Origin of the sequence: Corallococcus sp. 4LFB (genome assembly GCF_046520365.1) — a bacterium.
Taxonomy (GTDB): domain Bacteria; phylum Myxococcota; class Myxococcia; order Myxococcales; family Myxococcaceae; genus Corallococcus; species Corallococcus caeni.
The window spans coordinates 1-392 of record NZ_JBKGHJ010001257.1 but is presented as its reverse complement, the minus strand read 5'-3'; the positions used below and the strand labels follow the sequence as shown (position 1 = coordinate 392).

Annotated in this window: 1 protein-coding gene; it reads right to left on the bottom strand. The window is 71.9% G+C overall.

What is annotated here, in order from left to right:
- On the bottom strand, positions 1 to 392 hold a 392-nt coding region (locus ACLEQD_RS45210), incomplete at both ends, for a GntR family transcriptional regulator (protein WP_410392042.1).

The window sequence follows — 392 nt, the reverse complement described above, 5'->3', positions numbered from 1 at the left end:
AGGTGCCCGGGACGTGCAGCCGCCTGGGCCGCCAGCCGCAGCAACTCGAACTCCAACTGGGCGCAGCGCTCCCCGGGGTGCCAGCGCGCTGCGTCCCAGAGCGCGTAGCAGCTGGCCTCCAACTGGCTTACCTGCGACTCGGAGGCCCTCGCACAGCAGTCGGCCAGGAGCTCCACCAGCACCTGCCGCTTGAGGTTGAAGAAGCCCTCCAGCAGCCGCCGGCTCTCCTCGGAGTTCGCGGCATGCAGCGCCAGGCCCAGGTTCTCCAGCGTCAACGATTCGTCCAGCGCCACCGCTCGCGCCTGGCGTCCGGGGTGCTGCACCACCAGTCCCCGTGCCGCCAGCCGCCGCAAGGCCTCGCGCACCGTGCCCCGGCTCACCCCATACCAGCG